The organism is Streptomyces sp. enrichment culture, assembly GCF_964272895.1.
Taxonomy (GTDB): Bacteria; Actinomycetota; Actinomycetes; order Streptomycetales; family Streptomycetaceae; genus Streptomyces.
Map to the genome: position 1 here is coordinate 1,786,932 of NZ_OZ186832.1, position 21,776 is coordinate 1,808,707.

The 21,776-nt window shown below is 70.6% G+C and carries 19 protein-coding genes and 1 pseudogene; 8 read left to right on the top strand and 12 right to left on the bottom strand.

Going from position 1 to position 21,776, the window contains the following annotated elements; genetic code table 11:
• Positions 1–24: 24 nt before the first annotated feature.
• From ACSU6M_RS08145 to ACSU6M_RS08155, 3 genes are read left to right on the top strand one after another with little or no spacing between them, the layout of a single operon-like run.
• Entirely contained in the window at positions 25–948 is a 924-nt protein-coding gene (locus ACSU6M_RS08145) for an ABC transporter ATP-binding protein (RefSeq protein ID WP_437068295.1), read from the top strand.
• Positions 945–1,706 carry an ABC transporter permease gene (locus ACSU6M_RS08150; protein WP_437068297.1) on the top strand — a complete coding sequence of 254 codons (762 nt, stop codon included), beginning with the start codon at positions 945–947 and terminating at the stop codon, positions 1,704–1,706. Before ACSU6M_RS08145 ends, ACSU6M_RS08150 begins: the two co-directional genes overlap by 4 nt.
• Before the next feature lie 54 nt (positions 1,707–1,760).
• Positions 1,761–2,774, top strand: a complete 1,014-nt coding sequence (locus ACSU6M_RS08155; protein WP_437068299.1) for a COX15/CtaA family protein — start codon at positions 1,761–1,763, stop codon at positions 2,772–2,774.
• Here the strand turns inward: ACSU6M_RS08155 and ACSU6M_RS08160 are convergent.
• The 4 genes and pseudogenes from ACSU6M_RS08160 to ACSU6M_RS08175 all read right to left on the bottom strand — a co-directional run.
• Positions 2,735–3,463: pseudogene (locus tag ACSU6M_RS08160) on the bottom strand (nucleotidyltransferase); the annotation flags it as partial. The gene ACSU6M_RS08155 and the pseudogene ACSU6M_RS08160 overlap by 40 nt on opposite strands.
• Before the next feature lie 19 nt (positions 3,464–3,482).
• Entirely contained in the window at positions 3,483–4,589 is a 1,107-nt protein-coding gene (locus ACSU6M_RS08165) for an amidohydrolase family protein (protein WP_437068301.1), read from the bottom strand.
• Positions 4,590–4,707: 118 nt separating this feature from the next.
• A complete protein-coding gene (locus tag ACSU6M_RS08170; protein WP_437068303.1) occupies positions 4,708–5,040 on the bottom strand; it encodes a hypothetical protein in 333 nt (110 codons plus the stop codon).
• 57 nt (positions 5,041–5,097) lie between these two features.
• Positions 5,098–6,066 (bottom strand): heme o synthase, encoded by a 969-nt coding sequence (locus tag ACSU6M_RS08175; RefSeq protein WP_437068305.1) that lies wholly within the window; start codon positions 6,064–6,066, stop codon positions 5,098–5,100.
• Positions 6,067–6,477: 411 nt separating this feature from the next.
• Between ACSU6M_RS08175 and tkt the strand changes: the two genes are divergently transcribed.
• Genes tkt through pgl form a run of 5 tightly spaced genes read left to right on the top strand, consistent with a single transcriptional unit; the run spans position 6,478 to position 13,233 of the window.
• Positions 6,478–8,565, top strand: a complete 2,088-nt coding sequence (gene tkt / locus ACSU6M_RS08180) for a transketolase (protein ID WP_437068307.1) — start codon at positions 6,478–6,480, stop codon at positions 8,563–8,565.
• Positions 8,566–8,599: 34 nt separating this feature from the next.
• Positions 8,600–9,718 (top strand): transaldolase, encoded by a 1,119-nt coding sequence (gene tal / locus ACSU6M_RS08185; protein ID WP_437068309.1) that lies wholly within the window; start codon positions 8,600–8,602, stop codon positions 9,716–9,718.
• A gap of 4 nt (positions 9,719–9,722) precedes the next feature.
• Positions 9,723–11,246 (top strand): glucose-6-phosphate dehydrogenase, encoded by a 1,524-nt coding sequence (gene zwf / locus ACSU6M_RS08190; RefSeq protein ID WP_437068310.1) that lies wholly within the window; start codon positions 9,723–9,725, stop codon positions 11,244–11,246.
• A complete protein-coding gene (gene opcA / locus ACSU6M_RS08195; RefSeq protein ID WP_437068312.1) occupies positions 11,243–12,454 on the top strand; it encodes a glucose-6-phosphate dehydrogenase assembly protein OpcA in 1,212 nt (403 codons plus the stop codon). Before zwf ends, opcA begins: the two co-directional genes overlap by 4 nt.
• The gene (pgl, locus tag ACSU6M_RS08200; protein WP_437068314.1) at positions 12,451–13,233 is read left to right on the top strand and encodes a 6-phosphogluconolactonase; all 783 of its coding nucleotides are present in this window, start codon (positions 12,451–12,453) and stop codon (positions 13,231–13,233) included. Before opcA ends, pgl begins: the two co-directional genes overlap by 4 nt.
• 93 nt (positions 13,234–13,326) lie before the next feature.
• Here pgl and ACSU6M_RS08205 read toward each other — a convergent pair whose 3' ends face one another.
• The 8 genes from ACSU6M_RS08205 to gap all read right to left on the bottom strand — a co-directional run bounded on the left by ACSU6M_RS08205 (position 13,327) and on the right by gap (position 21,508).
• On the bottom strand, positions 13,327–14,313 hold the full coding sequence (locus ACSU6M_RS08205; RefSeq protein WP_437068315.1) for a hypothetical protein: 987 nt from the start codon (positions 14,311–14,313) through the stop codon (positions 13,327–13,329).
• A gap of 73 nt (positions 14,314–14,386) precedes the next feature.
• Positions 14,387–16,042, bottom strand: coding sequence for a glucose-6-phosphate isomerase (pgi, locus tag ACSU6M_RS08210; RefSeq protein WP_437068317.1), 1,656 nt, complete (start codon positions 16,040–16,042; stop codon positions 14,387–14,389).
• A gap of 69 nt (positions 16,043–16,111) precedes the next feature.
• Entirely contained in the window at positions 16,112–17,344 is a 1,233-nt protein-coding gene (locus ACSU6M_RS08215) for an MFS transporter (RefSeq protein WP_437068318.1), read from the bottom strand.
• A gap of 101 nt (positions 17,345–17,445) precedes the next feature.
• The gene (locus ACSU6M_RS08220) at positions 17,446–17,733 is read right to left on the bottom strand and encodes an RNA polymerase-binding protein RbpA (protein ID WP_019885342.1); all 288 of its coding nucleotides are present in this window, start codon (positions 17,731–17,733) and stop codon (positions 17,446–17,448) included.
• A 261-nt stretch (positions 17,734–17,994) separates the two neighbouring features.
• Positions 17,995–18,225: a preprotein translocase subunit SecG gene (gene secG / locus ACSU6M_RS08225; protein ID WP_009300451.1), complete on the bottom strand. Its 231-nt coding sequence runs from the start codon at positions 18,223–18,225 to the stop codon at positions 17,995–17,997.
• 101 nt (positions 18,226–18,326) lie between these two features.
• Positions 18,327–19,103: a triose-phosphate isomerase gene (gene tpiA, locus ACSU6M_RS08230; protein ID WP_437068320.1), complete on the bottom strand. Its 777-nt coding sequence runs from the start codon at positions 19,101–19,103 to the stop codon at positions 18,327–18,329.
• A gap of 6 nt (positions 19,104–19,109) precedes the next feature.
• On the bottom strand, positions 19,110–20,321 hold the full coding sequence (locus ACSU6M_RS08235) for a phosphoglycerate kinase (RefSeq protein WP_437068322.1): 1,212 nt from the start codon (positions 20,319–20,321) through the stop codon (positions 19,110–19,112).
• Between the two features lie 179 nt (positions 20,322–20,500).
• Positions 20,501–21,508, bottom strand: coding sequence for a type I glyceraldehyde-3-phosphate dehydrogenase (gene gap / locus ACSU6M_RS08240; protein ID WP_437068324.1), 1,008 nt, complete (start codon positions 21,506–21,508; stop codon positions 20,501–20,503).
• Positions 21,509–21,776 lie beyond the last annotated feature (268 nt).

Genomic DNA, 21,776 nt, shown 5'->3' on the forward strand with positions numbered 1-21,776 from the left:
CGGGCGAACCTAGACTCTGGACCCATGCGAACCGATCCCGTCCTCCAGGTCCAGGCCCTGGTGAAGCGGTACGGCGGCACGACCGCGGTGGACGGCCTCGATCTGGTGGCCCGGCCCGGAGTCACCGCCGTACTCGGACCCAACGGCGCCGGCAAGACGACCACCGTCGAGATGTGCGAGGGCTACCGCAGACCGGACTCCGGGGCGGTGCGCGTGCTGGGTCTCGATCCGGTGCGGCAGGCCCGTGAGCTGCACCCGAGGATCGGGGTGATGCTCCAGTCCGGCGGCGTCTACTCCGGCGCCCGCGCCGAGGAGATGCTGCGCCATGTCGCCCGGCTGCACGCCCACCCGCTGGACGTGGACGCGCTGATCGAGCGCCTCGGCCTCGGCTCCTGCGGCCGCACCTCCTACCGGCGGCTGTCCGGCGGCCAGCAGCAGCGGCTCGCGCTGGCGATGGCGGTCGTGGGCCGCCCCGAACTGGTCTTCCTCGACGAGCCCACCGCCGGCCTCGACCCCCAGGCCCGCCGCGCCACCTGGGACCTCGTGCGCGACCTGCGCTCCGACGGCGTCTCGGTGATCCTCACGACCCACTACATGGACGAGGCCGAGCAGCTCGCCGACGACGTCGCCATCATCGACGCCGGCAAAGTCATCGCCCAGGGCTCCCCCGAGGAGCTGTGCCGCGGCGGCGCCGAGAACACCCTGCGCTTCACCGGCCGCCCCGGCCTCGACGTCGGCTCGCTGCTCAAGGCGCTCCCCGCCGACAGCGCCGCCGCCGAGCTGACCCCGGGCTCCTACCGGGTCACCGGCAAGGTCGACCCCCAGCTGCTGGCCACCGTCACCTCCTGGTGCGCCCAGCACGGTGTGATGCCGGACCGCATCTCGGTCGAGCGGCACACGCTGGAAGACGTCTTCTTGGAGCTGACCGGCAAGGAGCTGCGCTCATGACCACCTACGCGCCCAAGCCGGGAGCCGCGCCCCTGGGCCGCATGATCGCCGCTCAGGCCGCGCTGGAGACGAAGATGCTCCTGCGCAACGGGGAGCAGCTGCTGCTGACGGTGGTGATCCCGACGCTGCTGCTGGTGCTGTTCAGCACGGTGGACATCGTCGACACCGGCGACGGCGAGGCCGTGGACTTCCTCACGCCCGGCGTCCTGGCGCTCGCGGTGATGTCGACCGCGTTCACCGGCCAGGCCATCGCCACCGGCTTCGAGCGCCGCTACGGCGTGCTCAAGCGGCTGGCGTCCTCCCCGCTGCCGCGCTGGGGCCTGATGGCCGCGAAGACGGCGTCCGTGCTGGTCACCGAGGTCCTCCAGGTGCTGCTGGTGACGGCGATCGCCTTCGCGCTGGGCTGGGACCCCCAGGGCAACCCGTTCGCCGTGCTGCTGCTCCTGGTCCTCGGCACGGCCGCCTTCTCCGGGCTCGGCCTGCTGATGGCGGGCACGCTGAAGGCGGAGGCGACGCTGGCGGCCGCCAATCTGGTGTTCCTGCTGCTGCTGGTCGGCGGCGGGGTCGTCGTCCCGCTGGACAAGTTCCCCTCCGGCGTGCAGGACGCGCTCGCCCTGCTGCCCATCTCGGCGCTGTCGGACGGGCTGCGCGACGTGCTCCGGGACGGGGCCGGGATGCCGTGGGCCGACCTGGGGATCCTCGCCGTGTGGTCGGTCGTGGGGCTCGCCGCGGCGGGCCGGTTCTTCCGCTGGGAGTAGGACGTACCGGACCCTCGTGAAAGCGTGCACAAGCGCGCCTTCTACGATGGGGCCGTGCCAAACCTGACCCGCGCCGACGCGGCCGCCGCCGTGCGCAACCCGCTTGCCTTCATCGCCGCGCGCTGGACCCCCACACCCCGGACGGTTCAGCGGGCGGCCCTCGCCGCACTCGTGATGGCGGTCGTCATCGTCGTCACCGGCGGCGCCGTCCGCCTCACCGGCTCCGGCCTGGGCTGCCCCACCTGGCCCAAGTGCACGGAGGACTCGCTGACCGCCACCAGCGAGATGGGCGTGCACGGCGTCATCGAGTTCGGCAACCGCATGCTGACCTACGTCCTGTGCGCCGCCGTCGGCTGGGCGATCATCGCCGCCCGCTCCGCGAAGCCGTACCGGCGCAGCCTGACCCGCCTCGGCTGGGCCCAGTTCTGGATCGTGATGAGCAACGCCGTCCTCGGCGGCATCGTGGTGCTCGTCGGTCTGAACCCGTACACGGTCGCCGCCCACTTCCTTCTCTCCAGCGCGCTGATCGCGGTGGCGACGGTGATGTGGCAGCGCACCCGCGAGGGCGACGCCGGGCCCCGGCCGCTGGTCGGCAAGTCGGTGCAGCAGCTGGTGTGGGCGCTGGTCGCGGTCTCCGCCGTACTGATCGCGGTCGGCACGGTCGTCACCGGCGCGGGCCCGCACGCGGGCGACTCCAGCGAGGTCGAGCGCATGCCGGTGGACTGGGACAACGTCACGGAGATGCACGCCGTCCTGGCCTGGATCACGGTGACGCTGACCTTCGCCCTGTGGTTCGTGCTCAAGGCGGTCGACGCCCCGAAGGGACCGCTGGACCGTACCCGCGAGCTGTTCCTGGTCCTGCTCGCCCAGGGCCTCATCGGCTACGTCCAGTACCTCACCGACCTCCCCGAGATCCTGGTCGGCACCCATATGTTCGGTTCCTGCCTGGTGTGGATCGGCGTACTGCGGGTCCTGCTGTCGCTGCGCGAGCGCCCGGAGTCGGAGGTCCCCGACCTTCCGGTCCAGCCGTACGCCACGACCAGCGCATCGATCGCCGGCCCCAGGTAGCCCCGGGTCAGCTCCGCCCTGCGTGCCGTCCACCCCTCGGCGGGCGGCACGGGCGTGTCGTAGCGGCGTCCGCGGATGTCCTCGACGACCTCGCGGGGCGCCCCGAGGCCGGGCAGCAGGTCCAGCGCCTCCCGCTTGGAGATCAGCCGCCCGTCGCGCAGGGTCGCGCTCGCACGGGCGAAGGTGAGCAGGCCGAGGTCGACCCACACGTCCCGGGTCCACAGCGCCGCGTCGCCGAGCGCGGGACGCCAGTAGTCCCGCTGGTCGCCTACGACGAACTCCGCGAGCTGCCGCCGCGGCACGGGCGGCAGCAGACCGGCGGGCGGCCGCCCCGCGAGCACCCGTCCGAAGGTGTGCAGCTCGCTTCGGGTCACCGGGCTGACGGGCCGCTTGTACAGCTCCTCGTGCGCCCAGGTCAGATGGCTGCGCGCGGGGTCGTCCGCGGTGGCCGGGGTCAGATACGTGCAGTGCAGCAGCGGCGCCAGCGGCTCGGCCCGCAGCCTGGCGTGCAGCAGCGCCAGCCGCCAGACGGTGGCGGGGGTGATCCCGTCGAGTACGGCGATCAGATCCAGGTCGCTGCGGCCCTCCTGGTAGTCGCCGCCCGCGAGGGACCCGTGGGCCCACACGGCGACGGGGCGCAGGGGTGCCAGGCCGTCGAGGAAGCGGTCGAGTAACGCGTCGGTCTGCATGCGCCCCAGTCTGTACAGCTCACTCCAGCCCGTACACCCTGCGCGCGTTCCCCGCCGCGATCATCCCCGCGACCCGCTGGGCGTCCGACAGCGACCAGGCGCCCTCCGCGACCCAGGCGCCCAGCACCCGGCCCAGCGCCTCGCGGAACAGCCGGGCGCCGACCACGTGCAGTTCGGGCAGCCCGTGGGCGCCGCTGGAGAAGAGGACCTTGCCGAAGGGGGCCAGCTCCAGGATCTCGGCGAGCACGGTGGCCGCGCGGGCGCCGGTGCGGGCCAGGGCGGCGCCGGAGTCGGCGTACACATGCGGGAAGACACCGGCGAGATGGGCGGCGTGCCGGTGGTACGGGTAGCCGTGCAGCAGCACCAGGTCGGTGCCGAGGCCGGCCGTCGCCCGGACGAAGTCGGTGAGCAGCACGGGGTCGGTGCGGTCGATGCGCAGACCGGGCTCGCCGAGGCCCGCGTGCAGCTGCAGCGGGCGGCCCGAGGCGACGGCGATCCACAGCAGGTGGCGCAGCAGCACCGGGTCGGTCAGCTCGCCGCCGACCCTGCGGCCGGCCAGCCAGCGGCCCGCCGCGCCCCGCACCTCGCCGGGCCCCGGCGGTTCGGGCGCCAGCGCGAGGCCGTGCCGGACCCCGGCGACGGAGGTGAAGGCGACGGCGTGCGTGGCGGCGCCGTGCACGGACTCGGCGAGGTTGGCGAGGAAGGACTCGACCGTGCCGGAGGTGTCGGCGACCTGCTCCGCGAGCAGCTCCAGCCGGACGATCTCGCGGGCCTCGGCGTCGGAGGCGGTGGCCATCTCGTCCGGTCCGGTGAGGTCTCCGGGCAGACCGGTGTCCATCAGATACGTGGTGACGCCGCTGCCGCGCAGCAGCCGCCGGGCCGCCTCCAGCACGCCGAGTTCTCTGCGCCGGGCGAGATAGCGGGCGGGTGGGCAGTGCGGTTCCAGGCCGAGCAGCGGTGGACACCAGCGCCGTACCGCGAAACCGGTCTGGGTGTCGAAGAGCGTGGTGCCCGTCGCCGGTGGCCCCTCGGTGTGGGCGAGGCATGCCTCGAAGGTCCCGAGGCCCAGCTCGGTGCGCAGTACCCCGTGGCAGTACTGGTCCACGAGGGACGGCATCTCGATCATCCGGTCTCCCCGTGAGTTGACCCCTTTTACAGGGCTTAACGGGTGAACCGAGGTCGAGGTTTGGGTGTGCGCCCCTGGAGTTCCGCCGGAGGTCCGGGCGTACGCCCCTGGAGTCGCGCTAGGAGTTCTTCGGACCGCCGAGCTGCAGGCCCGCCATCCGCTGCCACTCGTAGCGGCCCGTCCTCACCTTCGAGGCGAACTCTCCGTCGAAGTCCTCGTGCGTGGTGATGCCGGACTTGGCCACGGCCTGCCGGGCGATCTCCATGGTCGGCGCGACCAGGTTGCCCCACTCGCCGTCCTCGCCGACGAGGGCGATGCGGGCGCCGCGCTCGCCGAGGTACGCGACCTGGCCCTCGGCGCCGCCGTGGGCCTTGGCGAAGGTGCTGATGTGCTTGGCGAGGCGAGCGGCCTTGCGCTCGGCCTTCGCGTCGACCTGCTGGGTGTCTGCCATGGACAGGATGCTACCGAGCGGTAGATCTTTCGGCGACGTGACGCCCGCCTCAGCGTTCTAGCGCAGGAACGGGTCGACGGCCACCGCGACGAAGAGCAGCGACACATAGGTGATGGACCAGTGGAACAGGCGCATCTCCTTCAGCTTCGCGCCCGTCACCTCGGCCTTGGCCCGGTTCTGCAGGGCGTGCGCCTCCCACAGCCACCAGCCGCCCGCGGCCAGCGCGACGGCGGTGTAGAACCAGCCGGTGTAGCCGAGGGGGGTGAGCAGCAGGGAGACGGCGACCATGACCCAGCTGTAGATCACGATCTGCTTGGCGACGACCTTGTTGGAGGCGATCACCGGCAGCATGGGCACACCCACGCGCGCGTAGTCCTCCTTGACCTTCATGGACAGCGGCCAGTAGTGCGGCGGCGTCCAGAAGAAGATCACCAGGAAGAGGATGACGGGGGCCCAGGACAGGGAGTCCTTCACCGCCGTCCAGCCGATGAGCACCGGCATGCAGCCGGCGATGCCGCCCCACACGATGTTCTGCGAGGTGCGGCGCTTGAGGATCATCGTGTAGACGACGACGTAGAAGAGGAGAGCGCCGAGGGAGAGCCAGGCGCTCAGCCAGTTGACGGTGAGGCCGAACAGCAGGGTGGAGACCACCGCGAGGGTGATGCCGAAGACCAGGCTCTCGCGCGGGCTGACCATCCCGGTGACGAGGGGCCGCTGCGAGGTGCGGTCCATCAGCGCGTCGATGTCGCGGTCGATGTACATGTTGAGCGCGTTGGCACCGCCGGCGGAGAGGTAACCGCCGATGCAGGTGAGCAGCACCAGACCGAGGTCCGGCACACCCTGCTCGGCGAGGAACATCACCGGAACGGTGGTGATCAGCAGCAGCTCGATGATCCGCGGCTTGGTCAGCGCCACGAAGCCCTTGACCCGGGCCCCGAACGGCCGCCGAGTCGGGCTCTCGCTCGTCCCGATAAGCCCCGCAGGACGGGATTCAACGGCCGTCACGCACACCCCTGACAGAGACATCCCAGCAAGCCGCCCCGTGTGAAGCAGGGGTAAAGGCTCGCGCGTACCACGCCACTGTAGACGTTGCCCAGACCCGGACATTCGCGGGGGTCGGGTCGTGTCCGGGAGAGCCTTCCGAGCCGCCTCCCGGAGGCCCTTCCGAGCCGCCCCCCGAAGGGCCTTCGGAAGAGCCGCCCGGCACTCGGTTGAGCACTCGTTCGAGCGGCCGCGTATTCACTTGCCGAAAAGGGCCACAGCCCAGTCGGGAGGCGGATGTCCGAGAGTCCCGGCAGTCTGGAATGACCCGAAAAAATGCACGTCCCCACGGGGGTAGGCTCAACACGGCCGGTGTGCGTCGAGCGCACCGGCGGCCGGTGGGCGCGAGCCCGGATGACCGGCTACCCGACATGTGGAGAGGAGCCCTGACTCAGGGTGAGCACCAAGCCGACCACCACAGACCTCGAGTGGACCGAGTTGGACCAGCGGGCCGTCGACACCGCCCGCGTCCTGGCCGCCGATGCCGTACAGAAGGTCGGCAACGGCCATCCGGGTACGGCGATGAGCCTGGCGCCTGCCGCCTACACCCTCTTCCAGAAGGTGATGCGGCACGACCCCGCCGATGCCGACTGGGTCGGCCGCGACCGCTTCGTGCTGTCCGCCGGCCACTCGTCCCTGACCCTCTACACCCAGCTGTACCTGGCCGGCTTCGGCCTGGAGCTGGACGACCTGAAGGCGTTCCGCACCTGGGGCTCCAAGACCCCGGGCCACCCCGAGTACGGGCACACCGTCGGCGTGGAGACGACGACCGGTCCGCTGGGCCAGGGTGTCGCCAACGCGGTGGGCATGGCGATGGCCGCCCGCTACGAGCGCGGTCTGTTCGACCCGGAGGCCCCCGCCGGGGAGTCGCCGTTCGACCACTTCGTCTACTGCATCGCCGGTGACGGCTGCCTCCAGGAGGGCATCGCCGCCGAGGCGTCCTCGCTGGCGGGCCACCAGAAGCTGGGCAACCTGGTCCTGCTGTGGGACGACAACCACATCTCGATCGAGGGCGACACCGAGACGGCCGTCTCCGAGGACACCGTCAAGCGCTACGAGTCCTACGGCTGGCATGTGCAGCGCGTGGCGCCGCAGGCCAACGGCGACCTCGACCCGAAGGCGATCTACGAGGCGATCCAGCAGGCCAAGGCGGTCACCGACAAGCCGTCCTTCATCGCGATGCGCTCGATCATCGCCTGGCCCGCCCCGAACGCGCAGAACACCGAGGCCGCGCACGGCTCGGCGCTCGGCGACGACGAGGTCGCGGCGACCAAGCGCGTCCTGGGCTTCGACCCGGAGCGGTCCTTCGAGGTCTCTGACGAGGTCATCGGCCACACCCGGCAGGCGATCGACCGGGGCCAGGCCGCCCGCGCCGTGTGGGAGAAGTCCTTCCAGCAGTGGCGGGACAACAACCCCGAGCGCGCCGCCGAGTTCGACCGCATCAGCAAGGGCGAGCTGCCCACCGGCTGGGAGGAGAAGCTCCCGGTCTTCGAGCCCGGCAAGGGTGTGGCCACGCGTGCCGCGTCCGGCAAGGTGCTCCAGGCGCTCGGCGCGGTCATCCCGGAGCTGTGGGGCGGCTCGGCCGACCTCGCCGGGTCGAACAACACCACGATCGACAAGACCAGCTCCTTCCTGCCCGAGGGCAACCCGCTGCCGGAGGCCGACCCGTACGGCCGGACGATCCACTTCGGCATCCGTGAGCACTCCATGGCCGCGGAGATGAACGGCATCGCGCTGCACGGCAACACCCGCATCTACGGCGGCACCTTCCTGGTGTTCTCCGACTACATGCGCAACGCGGTGCGGCTGTCGGCGCTGATGCACCTGCCGGTGACGTACGTGTGGACGCACGACTCCATCGGCCTCGGCGAGGACGGCCCGACCCACCAGCCGGTCGAGCACCTGGCCTCGCTGCGCGCGATCCCGGGCCTGAACATCGTCCGCCCGGCCGACGCCAACGAGACCGCCATCGCCTGGCGCGAGATCCTCAAGCGCTACACCAAGGTCTTCGGCAAGGGCCAGCCGCACGGTCTGGTGCTGACCCGCCAGGGTGTGCCGACGTACGAGCCGAACGAGGACGCGGCCCGCGGTGGCTATGTCCTGGCCGAGGCGTCGAACGGCTCCCCCGAGGTGATCCTGATCGCCACGGGTTCCGAGGTGCACGTGGCCGTCGAGGCGCGCGAGCAGCTGGAGGCGTCCGGGGTGCCGACCCGTGTGGTGTCGATGCCGTCCGTGGAGTGGTTCGAGGAGCAGGACCAGGGGTACCGGGACAGCGTCCTGCCGCCGGCGGTGAAGGCGCGTGTCGCGGTCGAGGCCGGGATCGGTCTGACCTGGCACAAGTACGTCGGGGACGCGGGCCGCATCGTTTCCCTGGAGCACTTCGGTGCGTCCGCCGACGGCAAGGTCCTCTTCCGGGAGTACGGCTTCACTCCGGAGAACGTGGCCGACAAGGCGCGGGAATCCCTCGCCGCCGCCCAGCGCTGACGCTCGTATACGACACGTAGGAGATGCATTTTCCATGACAGACGCACTCAAGCGCCTCTCCGAGGAAGGCGTCGCGATCTGGCTGGACGACCTGTCCCGCAAGCGGATCACCTCCGGCAACCTCGCCGAACTGATCGACCAGAGCTACGTCGTGGGCGTCACCACCAACCCGACGATCTTCCAGAAGGCGATTTCGTCCGGTGACGGCTACGAGCAGCAGCTGGCCGACCTCGCCGCCCGCAAGGTGACCGTCGACGAGGCCGTCCGCATGATCACCACGGCGGACGTCCGCGACGCGGCCGACATCCTCCGGCCGGTCTACGACGCCACCAACGGCCAGGACGGCCGGGTGTCCATCGAGGTCGACCCGCGCCTGGCCCACAACACGGCGGCGACGATCGCCGAGGCCAAGCAGCTGGCCTGGCTGGTCGACCGGCCCAACACCCTGATCAAGATCCCGGCCACCAAGGCGGGTCTGCCGGCGATCACCGAGGTGATCGGCAACGGCATCAGCGTCAACGTCACGCTGATCTTCTCGCTGGAGCGCTACCGCGAGGTGATGGACGCCTACCTGGCAGGCCTGGAGAAGGCGAAGGAGAAGGGCCTGGACCTCTCCCTCATCCACTCCGTGGCGTCCTTCTTCGTGTCCCGTGTGGACACCGAGATCGACAAGCGGATCGACGCGCTGGGCACCGACGAGGCCAAGGCGCTGCGCGGCAAGGCCGCCGTCGCCAACGCCCGGCTCGCCTACCAGGCGTACGAGGAGGTCTTCTCCTCCGACCGCTGGAGCACGCTGGAGAACGCCGGCGCCAACAAGCAGCGTCCGCTGTGGGCGTCGACCGGTGTGAAGGACCCGGCGTACAAGGACACGCTGTACGTGGACGACCTGGTCGCCCCGAACACCGTGAACACCATGCCGGAGGCCACGCTGCTGGCCACCGAGGACCACGGCCAGATCACCGGCAACACGGTCGCCGGCACGTACGAGCAGGCCCGCGCCGACCTCGACGCCGTCGAGAAGCTCGGGATCTCCTACGACGACGTGGTCCAGCTCCTGGAGGACGAGGGCGTCGAGAAGTTCGAGGCGTCCTGGAACGATCTGCTGACCTCGACCGAGGCTGAGCTGAAGCGCCTCGCTCCCTCGGAGGGCTGATCACTTGTCAAGCAGCAACCCGCTGCGTGACCCCGCAGACCGACGGCTCCCGCGTATCGCGGGGCCGTCGGGTCTGGTCATCTTCGGCGTCACCGGCGATCTGTCGCGCAAGAAGCTGATGCCCGCCGTGTACGACCTCGCCAACCGGGGTCTGCTGCCGCCGGGCTTCTCGCTGGTGGGCTTCGCCCGCCGCGAGTGGCAGAACGAGGACTTCGCGCAGGAGGTCCACGACGCCGTCAAGGAGCACGCCCGCACCCCCTTCCGCGAGGAGGTCTGGCAGCAGCTCATCCAGGGCATGCGCTTCGTGCAGGGCACGTTCGACGACGACGAGGCGTTCGAGAAGCTGCGCGCCACCATCGAGGAGCTGGACAAGGCCCAGGGCACGGGCGGCAACTTCGCCTTCTACCTGTCGGTGCCGCCGCGCTCCTTCCCGGTGGTCATCCAGCAGCTGAAGAAGCACGGCCTCGCCGACCAGACCGGTGGCTCGTGGCGCCGCGCGGTCATCGAGAAGCCCTTCGGCCACGACCTGAAGTCGGCCGAGGAGCTCAACAAGGTCGTCCACGAGGTCTTCGCCCCGGACCAGGTCTTCCGTATCGACCACTACCTGGGCAAGGAGACCGTCCAGAACATCCTGGCGCTGCGCTTCGCCAACACGATGTTCGAGCCGATCTGGAACCGGTCCTACGTCGACCATGTGCAGATCACCATGGCCGAGGACATCGGCATCGGCGGCCGGGCCGGCTACTACGACGGCATCGGCGCCGCCCGCGACGTCATCCAGAACCACCTGCTCCAGCTGCTCGCGCTGACCGCGATGGAGGAGCCCGCCTCCTTCGACGCGGACGCGCTGGCCGCGGAGAAGACCAAGGTGCTCGGCGCGGTCCGGCTGCCCAAGGACCTGGGCCGGGACACCGTACGCGCCCAGTACTCGTCCGGCTGGCAGGGCGGCGCGAAGGCCGTCGGCTATCTGGAGGAGGAGGGCATCGACCCCGACTCCAAGACCGACACCTACGCGGCGATCAAGCTGGGCATCGACAACCGCCGCTGGGCGGGCGTCCCCTTCTACCTGCGCACCGGCAAGCGGCTGGGCCGCCGGGTGACGGAGATCGCGGTCGTCTTCCAGCGCGCGCCCCACTCCCCCTTCGACACCACGGCGACGGAGGAGCTCGGCCAGAACGCGATCGTCATCCGCGTCCAGCCCGACGAGGGCGTCACCGTCCGCTTCGGCTCCAAGGTGCCGGGCACCTCGATGGAGATCCGGGACGTGTCCATGGACTTCGCCTACGGCGAGTCCTTCACGGAGTCGAGCCCCGAGGCGTACGAGCGGCTCATCCTCGACGTGCTGCTCGGCGACTCCAACCTCTTCCCGCGCACGGAGGAGGTCGAGCTGTCCTGGAAGATCCTCGACCCGATCGAGGAGTACTGGGACACGCACGGCAGGCCCGCGCAGTACCCGGCCGGAACCTGGGGTCCCGTCGAGGCGGACGAGATGCTCGAACGAGACGGACGGAGCTGGCGCCGGCCATGAAGATAGACCTCACCGACACCACGGCCAGCAAGATCAACAAGGCTCTGGTGCAGGGCCGCCGCGCGATCGGCACCCCGGCCGTCGGCATGGTCCTCACCCTCGTCATCGTCACCGACGAGGAGAACGCGTACGACGCCCTGAGGGCCGCCAACGACGCCTCGCGCGAGCACCCCTCGCGCACCCTGCTCGTCATCAAGCGCGTCTCGCGCTCCCCGCGCGACCGCACCCAGTCCCGGCTCGACGCCGAGGTCCGGGTGGGCGCCGACGCGGGCACCGGCGAGACGGTCGTGCTGCGGCTGTACGGCGAGGCGGTCGACCACGCCCAGTCGGTGGTGCTGCCGCTGCTGCTGCCCGACGCCCCGGTGGTCGTGTGGTGGCCGGTCAACGCGCCGCTGGACCCGGCGAACGACCCGCTGGGCGCGCTCGCCCAGCGCCGGGTGACCGACAGCTACGCCGCCGAGCACCCGGTGCGGGACCTGACCGCCCGCGCGGCCACCTACACCCCCGGCGACACGGACCTGTCGTGGACCCGCATCACGCCCTGGCGTTCGATGCTGGCCGCGGCCCTGGACCAGGTCGTCTGCACGGTGCAGTCCGTGGAGGTCGAGGGCGAGGAGTTCAACCCGAGCTGCGAGCTGCTGGCGATGTGGCTCGCGGACCGGCTGGGCGTCCCCGTCCGGCGGTCGGTGTCGGCCGGGCCCGGGCTGACCGGGGTGCGCATGGACACCGACTGCGGGCCGATCGTCCTGGACCGCGCCGACGGCACGCTCGCGACGCTGTCCATCCAGGGTCAGCCCGACCGTGCGGTGGCGCTCAAGCGGCGGGAGACGGCCGAGCTGATCGCGGAGGAGCTGCGGCGGCTGGACCCGGACGACACCTATGCGTCCGCGCTGCGGTTCGGCGTGGAGCGGCTGGCTTCGGCGGATGCCGCCGGGGCGGATGGGGCGGCTGGGGCCGGTGCTTCCGGGGCGGATGGTGCCGGTGCGGCCGCTGAGGCCCCTGAGGCAGAGGCAGGTGTCGGTACCGGTGCCGGTCAGGCCGCCGAGGCGGCTGGGGCCGGGGTCGGCGCTGCCCCGGCCGACCTGATCGGCTCCGACGAGCCCGTCGCGGTCCCCACCCCCGAGGAGGCCGCCGCCAAGGCCCCGGCGAAGAAGGCCGCCAAGAAGGCCCCGGCGAAGAAGACGACGCGAAAGGCGGCCGCGAAGTGACCCCTCCTCAGCTCGTCGTCCACCGCGACAAGGATCTGATGGCGCAGGCCGCCGCGGCCCGGCTGATCACGAAGATCGTGGACGCGCAGACCTCGCGCGGCTCCGCGTCCGTCGTGCTCACCGGCGGCCGCAACGGCAACGGCCTGCTCGCGGCCCTCGCCGCCGCCCCGGCCCGCGACGCCATCGACTGGGCCCGGCTGGACCTGTGGTGGGGGGACGAGCGCTTCCTGCCCGAGGGCGACCCGGAGCGCAATGTCACCCAGGCCCGCGAGGCCCTGCTGGACTCGGTGCCGCTGGACCCGAAGCGCGTGCACGCCATGCCCGCCTCGGACGGCCCGTACGGCGCCGACGCGGACGCGGCAGCCGCCGCCTACGCCGAGGAACTGGCCCGCGCGGCCGGTCCCGAGAACCATGGCGCGGTGCCCACCTTCGACGTCCTGATGCTGGGCGTCGGCCCGGACACCCACATCGCCTCGCTCTTCCCGGAGCTGCCCGCGGTGCGCGAGACCGAGCGCACGGTGGTCGGCGTCCACGGCGCGCCCAAGCCGCCGCCCACGCGCATCACCCTCACCCTCCCGGCGATCCGGGCGGCCCGTGAGGTGTGGCTGCTCGCGGCCGGCGAGGACAAGGCGCAGGCCGCGGCGATCGCCCTGTCCGGCGCCGGGGAGATCCAGGCCCCGGCGGCGGGCGCCTACGGCCGTGCCCGCACCCTGTGGCTGCTGGACGCCGCGGCGGCCTCGCAGCTGCCGCGCTCGCTGTACCCGCCTGCGTCGCCGTAACTCCCGTCGGCACCACGGCACTTCGACGCCGGGTCCCACCCCTCGGGGCGGGGCCCGGCGTCGTCGTGTCCGGTCACTTCAAGTCCCCTGGCCTCAGCCGCCGTAGGGGTGCGAGGGTCCCGGAGCATAGGGGTTGCCCTGGGGATACGGACTGCCGGGCCGGTACGGGCTTCCCGCACCCGGCGCGTAGGGGTTCCCGTACGGCTGCCCGTACGACGGCTGCCCGTACGGCTGACCGTACGGGTTGCCCTGCGGCGGCACGTACGGCGGCACATGCGGGGGTGTGTGCGGCGGAGCCGTCGGCGGCATCGGCGGGGGCGGGCCGGGGATCTGCGGCAGGGTCGCCGGGTGGGCGCCCAGCCGGATGCCGTAGCGGCGGTTCAGCCGGCGCATCTCCAGCCAGGCGATGCCCGTGACCGTGACCGGAGCGCCGAGGATGAACACGATGCCCATCGCGAGGCTCAGCCCGTGCAGATCGCCCGTGGCCAGGTCGAACAGGGCCATCAGCCAGGACGTGACCGAGGCGAGCAGCGGCGGCAGGCAGCGGTGCACGACGGCCGTGCCGAAGAAGTTGCCCGTGATCCGCACCGCCCCGGCCATCGCGAACACGGCCAGCCACAGCGCCCCGAGTGTGACGATCAGCCTGACGAAGAGGCCCAGCGATTCGGCCATGGTGAACATCAGGACCGTACCGATCACCGACCCGACGAACAGCAGCAGCAGCTTCAGCGCGTTCATCAGCGGGCCGCGCAGCTGCCCCACCGTGCCCCCGCCGGAGCGCCGCCACACCAGGAGCATGATCCCGACGGTCAGCGGGGTGAGGAACAGCAGCACCACGGACGCGGTCGCGGCGTTGTCGAGCATCTCGGTGAAGGCGAAGCCGCCCTCGACGTAGGTGTAGACGCCGAGGGCGGCGACGGCTCCGGCGATGACCCGAAGGCGCTTGAGCGTCTCCACCGACGGATCCACCGAGTCGGGGATCCACGCCGGGTGGAACATCACCCACGCCACCTTGTAGGGCTTCAGGAAGGCCCTGGCGGTCAGCGCACCACCGGTCCAACTCCGCTGCGGCTGTGTCAACTTGCACTCCCCCGAGTGTTCGTGCTCATGATCGCCGCAGGAGTCTAACCGCCCGTCAGACCCGCCCGTGCCGTCAGGCCCGGCCGCGCAGCTCCCGGTACCTGGCGACCAGGGCCTTCGTCGAACCGTCCAGGCCCGGCACCTCCGCGCCTTCGGTCAGGGCGGGTTCGACGCGCTTGGCGAGGACCTTGCCGAGCTCCACGCCCCACTGGTCGAAGGAGTCGATGTTCCACACCGCGCCCTGCACGAACACCTTGTGCTCGTACAGCGCGACCAGCTGACCCAGCACCGACGGCGTCAGCTCACGCGCGAGGATCGTGGTCGTCGGACGGTCGCCCCGGAACGTCTTGTGCGTCACCAGCTCCTCCGGCACTCCCTCGGCCCGTACCTCCTCGGCGGTCTTGCCGAAGGCCAGCGCCTGTGTCTGCGCGAAGAAGTTCGCCATCAGCAGGTCGTGCTGCGCCTTGAGTTCGTCGCTCAGCTCGCCGACCGGGCGGGCGAAGCCGATGAAGTCCGCCGGGATCAGCTTGGTGCCCTGGTGGATCAGCTGGTAGTAGGCGTGCTGTCCGTTGGTGCCGGGCGTGCCCCACACCACCGGACCGGTCTGCCACGCCACCGGGTTGCCCTCACGGTCCACCGACTTGCCGTTGGACTCCATGTCCAGCTGCTGGAGGTAGGCGGTGAACTTCGACAGGTAGTGGCTGTAGGGCAGCACCGCGTGCGACTGGGCGTCGTGGAAGTTGCCGTACCAGATGCCCAGCAGGCCCAGCAGCAGCGGGGCGTTGGCCTCGGCGGGAGCGGTCCTGAAGTGCTCGTCGACGATCCGGAAGCCGTCCAGCATCTCCCGGAAGTTCTCCGGGCCGATCGCGATCATCAGGGACAGGCCGATGGCCGAGTCGTAGGAGTAGCGTCCGCCGACCCAGTCCCAGAACTCGAACATGTTCGCCGTGTCGATGCCGAACTCGGTGACCTTCTCCGCGTTCGTCGACAGCGCCACGAAGTGCCGGGCGACCGCCTTCTCGTCGCCGCCGACGCCCTTCAGCAGCCAGGAGCGGGCCGAGGTGGCGTTGGTGATCGTCTCGATCGTGGTGAACGTCTTGGAGGCGACGATGAACAGCGTCTCCTCCGGGTCGAGGTCCCGCACCGCCTCGTGCAGGTCGGCACCGTCCACGTTGGACACGAAACGCAGCGTCAGATCGCGGTCGGTGAAGGCGCGCAGCACCTCGTAGGCCATCGCCGGGCCGAGGTCGGAGCCACCGATGCCGATGTTGACGACATTGCGGATCCGCCTGCCGGTGTGGCCGGTCCACTCGCCGGAGCGCACCCGCCGGGCGAAGTCGGCCATCTTGTCGAGCACGGCGTGCACGCGCGGGACGACGTTCTCGCCGTCCACCTCGATCACCGCATCGCGCGGGGCGCGCAGCGCGGTGTGCAGCACCGCCCGCCGCTCGGTGATGTTGATCCGCTCACCGCGGAACATGGCGTCCCGCAGCCCGAACACGTCCGTGGCGGCGGCCAGCTCGCGCAGCAGCCTCAGGGTGTCGTCGGTGACGAGGTGCTTGGAGTAGTCGACGTACAGGTCGCCGACCTGGAGGGTGTACGAGGAGCCGCGCCCGGGGTCGGCGGCGAACAACTCGCGCAACCGCACCGCGCCCAGTTCCTCGCGGTGCTTGGTCAGGGCGGTCCATTCGGGCATCTGGTTGAGCCGGGTACGGCCGTCTGCGTTCATCTCGGACTTCAGCCTCTTTCCTACCTGTCCCTGCGTACCTTGCCCCGCTGCCGGTCCCAACCTAATTGATCAGCGCGCGACATGAGTTGTCGTGGGAGCGTCACCGGGCGCAACGGCGGATACGTCCGGCCGACGCAGGGGTATCAGCGCGGTGACCGCCAGGAGGAAGAACACGGCCACGAGCAGCGGCACGGTGTGCGGACCCCCTATGTCGGCGGCGGCTCCGCCGAGCAGGGCGCCCAGGGGTGCCCCGGCGACGGCGAGGGTGCGGAAGGCGGAACTGACGCGGCCCAGCGCGGCGGTGGGGGTGCGCCGCTGCATGAGGGTGGTGGTGTTGACGTTCCACAGCATGCCCATGAACCCGAAGACGGCCATGGCGGCGACCAGGGCGGCCAGGGTGGGCACGAGCCCCATCACCAGCAGTGCCGTGATCTGTACGGCCCCGGCGAGCAGCACCACGCGCGGGCGCCCGATGCGGGCCACCGCTCTGCCGTTGCACACTCCTCCGGCCAGGCCGCCCGCCGCGTACGCCGTCCCCGCCGCCGCGTATCCGGCGCTGCCCGCGTGCAGCCCGTCGGTGACCAGCACGACCAGGGTGGCGATGAGGCCGCCCATGCCGATGTTGCACAGCGCGGTCGCGGTGCACAGGGCGCGCAGGGCCCGGTCGCGGCCCAGGGTGCGCAGCCCTTCGGCGATCTCCCGGCGCAGGGTGCTGCCCGCCGCTCTGGGCGGCCGGTCGGGAGCGGTGACCCGCAGCGAGGCCACCAGCGCGGCTGCGAGCAGGAAGGTGGCGGCGTCGGCGGCGAAGGGCACGGCGGCGCCCGCGGCGGCCAGCAGCGGCATCGCCGGGGCGCCGAGCAGCCCGCCCGCGAGCTGCTGGCCGGTCATCAGCCGGGCGTTCGCCCTGCCGAGGTCGTCGCCGGCGACCACGGCCGGCAACAGCGCGGTGGCGGCGTTGTCGAAGAGGGTCTGGAGCGTGGTGAGGGTGAAGGCCAGGGCGATCAGCAGGCCGATGGAAGCGTGCCCCAGACCGACGGCGACGGCGAACGCGGCGAGCAGCAGTCCCCGTACGACATCCACCGTCCACATCGCCCGCCGCTGGTCGACCCGGTCGGCGACGGCCCCGCCGAGCAGCCCGAAGAGCAGCCAGGGGAGGTAGGAACAGGCGGTGACGGAAGCGATGAGCAGGGGCGCATCGGTCAACGAGACGGCGAGCAGCGGCAACGCGGCCGTGCGCAGGGCATCGCCGAAACTGGAGAGCACCGCGGCACTCCAGAGCCGCCCGAACCCGCCTCGCACCACATGTCCCCCCGACGGTTCTCCACTTCACGAAGCCGATGGAGAAAACCGTAGAGGCAGCCACTGACAATCGAGGGCGAGGAGACGTCCCCCAGGGGCGCGGGCTAGATCTCGCCCCGCAGCTTGGCGAGCGCCTCCGCGAGGATCGCCTCCCCGTCGGCGTCACTGCGCCGCTCCCGCACATACGCGAGATGCGTCTTGTACGGCTCGGTCCGCGGCGGCGCCGGCGGATTGTCCCGGTCCTGCCCCGCCGGGAACCCGCAGCGCGGACAGTCCCAGGTGTCAGGAACCTGCGCGTCGCTGGCGAAGCTGGGCTGCGTCTCGTGCCCGTTGGAGCACCAGAAGGAGATGCGCAGACGCGGCGCGGACTCACCGCGCTCGGCCTCGCCCATCGGCCCCGCCCCGACCCGGCTTCCTCGGATCGCGTTGCCACTTGCCACGGTGTAACTCCCTGCGTGATGGTGCCGCGAAGCGAGTCGGCGTGTCGCTTCGTTGCGAGCGCCTCAGTCTACGTAAGGCCCAACGCGCGTCCAGTGATTGGAGTTACAAGGGCCCCGCTCCTAGACGCAAGCCCCATGATAGGCCGCGCTTCGGAGCGCGTACCGAACATGGGGCCTTACGTATCGGATTGTGCTGGCGTGCGAACCCGTAGGTCAGTTGTTCACCTTCATCAGGATGCCGAGCACGACAATGCACGCGAACCAGAGCAGACCGACCACCACGGTGATGCGGTCGAGGTTGCGCTCGGCGACCGAGGAGCCGCCGACGGAGGACTGCATGCCGCCACCGAACATGTCGGAGAGGCCGCCGCCCTTGCCCTTGTGCATCAGCACCAGCAGCATCAGCAGCAGGCTGAAGACGATCAGGGCGATCGAGAACCCCATAACCACGGCTGGACCAACTTCCTCGGATTCTGATGGACGACGGGGCCCAGCAGTCACTGCTGGACCCCGCAAGGGTACGACGGATCGCCGCTACCGCATACTCACTGGTCGCGGAAGCGCACGATCTTGACGAACTCGTCCGCGTCCAGCGAGGCGCCGCCGACCAGGGCGCCGTCGATGTCGGCCTGGGCCATGATCTCGGCGACGTTGCCGGCCTTGACGGAGCCGCCGTACTGGATGCGGACCTTGTCGGCCAGCTCCTGGCTGTACAGCTCGGCCAGCTTGCCGCGGATGGCGGCGCAGACCTCCTGCGCGTCCTCGGCGCCGCAGACCTTGCCGGTGCCGATGGCCCAGACGGGCTCGTAGGCGATCACGATGGACTCGGCCTGCTCGGCCGGGAGGTCCTTCAGACCGCCCTCGACCTGGGCGAGGGTGTGCGCGACGGCGTTGCCCGCCTCGCGCACCTCCAGCTCCTCGCCGACGCACATGATCGGGGTGAGGCCGTGCTTGTAGGCGGCCTTGACCTTGGCGTTGACGATCTCGTCGGTCTCGTTGTGGTACTGGCGGCGCTCGGAGTGGCCGATCGCCACGTACGTGCACTTCAGCTTGGCCAGCATCGGGCCGGAGATCTCGCCGGTGTAGGCGCCGGAGTCATGGGCCGAGATGTCCTGGGCGCCGTACTTGATCTTCAGCTTGTCGCCGTCGACCAGGGTCTGCACGGAGCGCAGGTCGGTGAAGGGCGGCAGGACGGCGACCTCGACGGCGTCGTAGTCCTTGTCCGCGAGGGCGAAGGCGAGCTTCTGGACGTGGGCGATGGCCTCAAGGTGGTTGAGGTTCATCTTCCAGTTGCCCGCCATCAGGGGCGTACGGGTGGTCATTGAGGGTCAGTCCTCCAGTGCGGCGAGGCCGGGGAGCGTCTTGCCCTCAAGGTATTCGAGGGAGGCGCCGCCGCCGGTCGAGATGTGGCCGAATGCGTTCTCGTCGAAGCCCAGGGTGCGCACGGCCGCGGCGGAGTCGCCGCCGCCGACCACGGTGAAGCCCGGGGAGTCGATGAGGGCCTGGGCGACCGCCTTGGTGCCCTCGGCGTAGTCGGGGTGCTCGAAGACGCCCATGGGGCCGTTCCAGAAGACGGTGGCCGCGTCGGCGAGCTTCGAGGCGTACAGCTTGCGGGTCTCCGGGCCGATGTCCAGGCCCTCCTGGTCGGCCGGGATGGCGTCCGCGGCGACGGTGGTGGGGTTGCTCGGGGCCTTGGTCTTCAGGTCCGGGAACTCCGGGGAGACCAGGACGTCCACCGGCAGCACCAGCTCGACGCCGTTCTTCTCGGCGCGTTCCATGTACTCCTTGACGGCCGGGATCTGGTCCTCCTGGAGGAGGGAGATGCCGACCTCGTGGCCCTTGGCCTTGAGGAACGTGTAGGCCATGCCGCCGCCGATGAGGAGACGGTCGGCCTTGCCGAGCAGCTGGTCGATGACGGCCAGCTTGTCGGAGACCTTGGCGCCGCCGAGGACGACGACGTAGGGGCGCTGGACGTCCTCGCTGAGCTTCTTCAGGACGCCGACCTCGGTGGCGATGAGGAAGCCCGCGTAGTGCGGCAGGCGGGCCGGCAGGTCGTACACCGAGGCGTGCTTGCGGTGCACGGCGCCGAAGCCGTCGCCCACGTACACCTCGGCGAGGGCGGCGAGCTGGTCGGCGAAGGCGCCGCGCTCGGCGTCGTCCTTGCTGGTCTCACCGGCGTTGAAGCGGAGGTTCTCGATGACGGCGACCTGGCCGTCGGCGAGGCCGGCGACGGTGGCCTGCGCCGACTCGCCGACCGTGTCGGCGGCGAAGGCGACGTCCGCGCCGAGGAGTTCGCCCAGGCGCGCGGCGGCGGGGGCGAGCGAGAAGGCGGGGTCCGGGGCGCCCTTGGGGCGGCCCAGGTGCGAGGCGACGACGACCCGCGCGCCCGCGTCGGCGAGCGCCTTGACGGTGGGCAGCACCGCGCGGATGCGGCCGTCGTCGGTGATGGTGGTGCCGTCCAGCGGCACGTTGAGGTCGGCGCGGACGAAGACCCGCTTGCCCGTGACTCCTTCGGCGAGGAGTTCGTCGATCGTCTTCATTTTCGGGGGACTCCTAGTGGAGGTCGTGGCTCGTACTGCTCGGTGACCGGATGACCAGGCCCGATCCTAGAGAGGAGGGCCGGTCGCGACGTGAGTCAGGGCCCGGGCCGCGCGTCCCTGCGCCTGGCCCGAGCCCTGCTCTCGTTTCAAGGTGCCTGCTTCAGCCGATCAGCAGCCGGTCAGAGCTGGCCGCCGACGAAGACCGTGAGGTCGACGAGGCGGTTGGAGTAGCCCCACTCGTTGTCGTACCAGCCGATGACCTTCACGTTCTTGCCCTCCTGGACCATGGTCAGGGAGGAGTCGAAGGTGCAGGACGCCGGGGCGTTGACGATGTCGGAGGACACGATCTGGTCCTCGGTGTAGTCGAGGAGGCCCTTCAGCTCGCCCTCGGCGGCCTTCTGGAAGGCGGCGTTGACCTCTTCCTTGGTGACCTCGCGGCCGAGCTCGACGACCAGGTCGGTGACCGAGCCGGTCGGGACCGGGACGCGCATGGCGATGCCGTCCAGCTTGCCCTTGAGCTGCGGCAGGACCAGGGCGGTGGCCTTGGCGGCACCCGTGGTCGTCGGGATGATGTTCTCCGCGGCGGCACGCGCGCGACGCAGGTCCTTGTGCGGGAAGTCCAGGATCCGCTGGTCGTTGGTGTACGCGTGGACCGTCGTCATCAGGCCCTTGACGATGCCGAAGTTCTCGTCCAGGACCTTCGCCATCGGCGCCACACAGTTGGTGGTGCAGGAGGCGTTGGAGATGACGTGGTGGTTCGCCGGGTCGTACTTGTCCTGGTTGACGCCCATCACGATGGTGATGTCCTCGTCCTTGGCCGGAGCCGAGATGAGGACCTTCTTGGCGCCACCGGCGAGGTGCTTGGCGGCGTCTTCCTTCTTGGTGAAGATGCCGGTCGACTCGATGACGATGTCGACGCCCAGCTCGCCCCACGGGATGTCGGCGGGGTTGCGCTCGGACAGCACCTTGATGGTGTGGCCGTCGACGGTGATGGTGTCCTCGGTGTGGGAGACCTCCTGCTTGAGGCGGCCGAGGATGGTGTCGTACTTCAGCAGGTGAGCGGTGGTCGCGGTGTCACCCAGGTCGTTGACAGCCACGATCTCGATGTCTGCACCCTGCTCCAGCAGCGCGCGGAAGTAATTACGACCGATGCGGCCGAAGCCGTTGATGCCTACGCGGATCGTCACGAACCGATCTCCTCGTTGGTACGCCGGCCATGCGGTGCCGGCGAGCTGTATTTGGGATGTCCCCGACCGCCTACGACCCTACCTCTCTGAAGCGCCTGAGGTGACATCGAGACGGCCCATACACGGCACTGCCATCCTTACCCACCAGTAGGGGTACGGACCGCCCGGACCGAAGGCTTCTCGTCACTCGAGAGGACCGGGAAACGTCATGGCACACGGCCCCCTTCGGCACCTTCGGGCGGCAGGTGGGTGCCAGGCTCATGCCACT